The organism is Streptomyces capoamus (assembly GCF_014654935.1).
GTDB classification, from domain to species: Bacteria; Actinomycetota; Actinomycetes; order Streptomycetales; family Streptomycetaceae; genus Streptomyces; species Streptomyces capoamus.
The window spans coordinates 87,509-89,551 of record NZ_BNBF01000018.1; the positions used below are offsets into that span (position 1 = coordinate 87,509).

The 2,043-nt window shown below is 73.1% G+C and carries 3 protein-coding genes; all 3 read left to right on the forward strand.

Annotated elements, in window-relative coordinates:
* A partial coding sequence (locus tag IE312_RS26120; protein WP_229900445.1) for a DUF4328 domain-containing protein occupies positions 1–557 on the forward strand: 557 nt, incomplete at its 5' end.
* Between the two features lie 31 nt (positions 558–588).
* Positions 589–1,254 (forward strand): SDR family NAD(P)-dependent oxidoreductase, encoded by a 666-nt coding sequence (locus tag IE312_RS26125; protein WP_189984773.1) that lies wholly within the window; start codon positions 589–591, stop codon positions 1,252–1,254.
* An 87-nt stretch (positions 1,255–1,341) separates the two neighbouring features.
* Positions 1,342–2,043: MIP/aquaporin family protein (locus tag IE312_RS26130; protein WP_229900446.1), on the forward strand; the 702-nt coding region annotated here is incomplete at its 3' end.

Here is a 2,043-nt window from a genome sequence, read left to right on the forward strand (position 1 = left end):
CGCTCGCGGGCGAACCCGCCTCCGGGCCACCGGACCAGGGCGACGGCGTGCACCGGCCGCTCACCGCGCTGGAGGACTCGTACCACCTCGTCACCTCCCTCGGCGGTGCCGCCGCGCTGGTCTGCGCCGTGCTGTTCCTCTCCTGGGTGGTGCGGCTGCGGGACAACGCGCGCCTGCTGTCCGGCCGGGCGCCGAAGTACGCCGGCCTGTGGGTGTACGCGGGCTGGATCGTCCCGGTCGTCAATCTGTGGTTCCCGCGCGGCATCGTCGCCGACGCGTTCCGCGGGTCCGCCCCGGAGCGCCGGCTGCCGGCCTCCGTGAACGTGTGGTGGGGGCTGTGGGTGCTCGGCATGCTCAGCGGGGTGGGCATCGTCTACAAGGACTCCACGGACGAGATCATCGCCCGCGCCTACACCGAGGTGTGGCCGCTGCTGGCCAGCGACGCGGCGGTCGTGGGTGCCGCGGTCGCCGGCGCGGTCGCCGTGCGGGCGGTCACCGCCGTCCAGGTGGCACGGATGCGGGAGGCCGCCGGCCCGCGGGTGCCGCAGCCGGTGTGAGGCCCGCGTCCGCGCGGTACGGATGCCCGGCATGAGCAGTGTCGCCATCGTGGGAGCCGGGCCGGGGCTCGGGGCCGCCGTCGCCCGGCGCTTCGGACGCGAGGGATTCGCGGTCGGGCTGGTCGCCCGGGACCGGGGCCGGCTGGACGGGATCGTGGAGGGGCTCGCGGCCGGGGGGATCACCGCGCGCGGCTTCCCCGCCGACGTGCGCCGGCCGCAGGAGCTGGCCGCGGCGCTGGACCGGCTCGCCGGGGCCCTCGGAACCGTCGAGGTGCTCCAGTACAGCCCGGTGCCGCACCGTGACTTCATGCGGCCCGTGCTGGACACCGGGCACCGCGACCTGGTGGGGCCGATCGAGTTCTCCGTGTACGGGCCGGTGGCCGCCGTGCAGCAGGTGCTGCCGGGCATGCGGCGGCTCGGGCGCGGCACCATCCTGTTCGTCAACGGCGGCAGCGCGGCCGTACCCCACCCCGAGCGGGCCGGCACCTCGATCGCCTTCGCCGCGGAGAGCGCCTACGGCCACCTGCTGCACGACCGGCTGGCCGGGGAGGGCATCCACGTCGCCCAGCTGGTGATTCCCGGGACCATCAGCGCGGGGCACGCCCGCAAGGACCCGGACGTGCTGGCGCAGACCCTGTGGACCCTGCACCGGGAACGGCACGGCTTCCGCCACTACGCCGACGACCTCGACAGCTGATCCGCGCGGATCGTCAGCCTGCGGGGAGTGACTTTGTGAGCCAATATAGTGATATTGGGCGCAATGCTCTCTCCAAAGGGGGCCTCCATGGCTGTGGAAATCCCTCCGCTCGTCAAGCCGTCCCGCCTCAGGAGCAGGGGCGGCCTGCTCGGTGAGTGTCTGGCGGAGTTCCTAGGGACCTTCGTCCTCATCTCCTTCGGCTGCGGTGTGGTCGCGATGGCGGTCGCCGCACTGCCCGGCTCCGGCCGGGCCGCCACCCCCACCACGATCTTCCTCGCCGCCGGTGACTGGCTGCTCATCACCTGGGGCTGGGCGCTGGCCGTCATGCTCGGCGTGTACGTGGCCGGCGGCATCAGCGGCGCCCACCTCAACCCGGCGGTCACCCTGGCGATGGCCATCCGCCGCGGCTTCCCGTGGCCCAAGGTCCTGCCGTACTGGTTCGCGCAGGTCGTCGGCGCCCTCACCGGGGCGGCCCTGGTCTACCTCGTGTACCACAGCGCCATCAACGCCTACGACAGCGCGGCGCCGGGACCGAAGGTGAACGGGCACACGAACGCCACCTTCTCCATCTTCGCGACCTTCCCGGCCCCGTACTTCCACGGCGGCATCTGGGGCCCGCTGATCGACCAGATCGTCGGCACGGCCTTCCTGCTCATGCTGATCGCCGCCGTCATCGACCTGCGCAACCAGGCCGTCAGGGCCAACCTCGGACCGCTGATCGTGGGCTTCGTCGTCGCCGCCATCGGCATGTCCTACGGCGCCAACGCGGGCTACGCCATCAACCCGGCC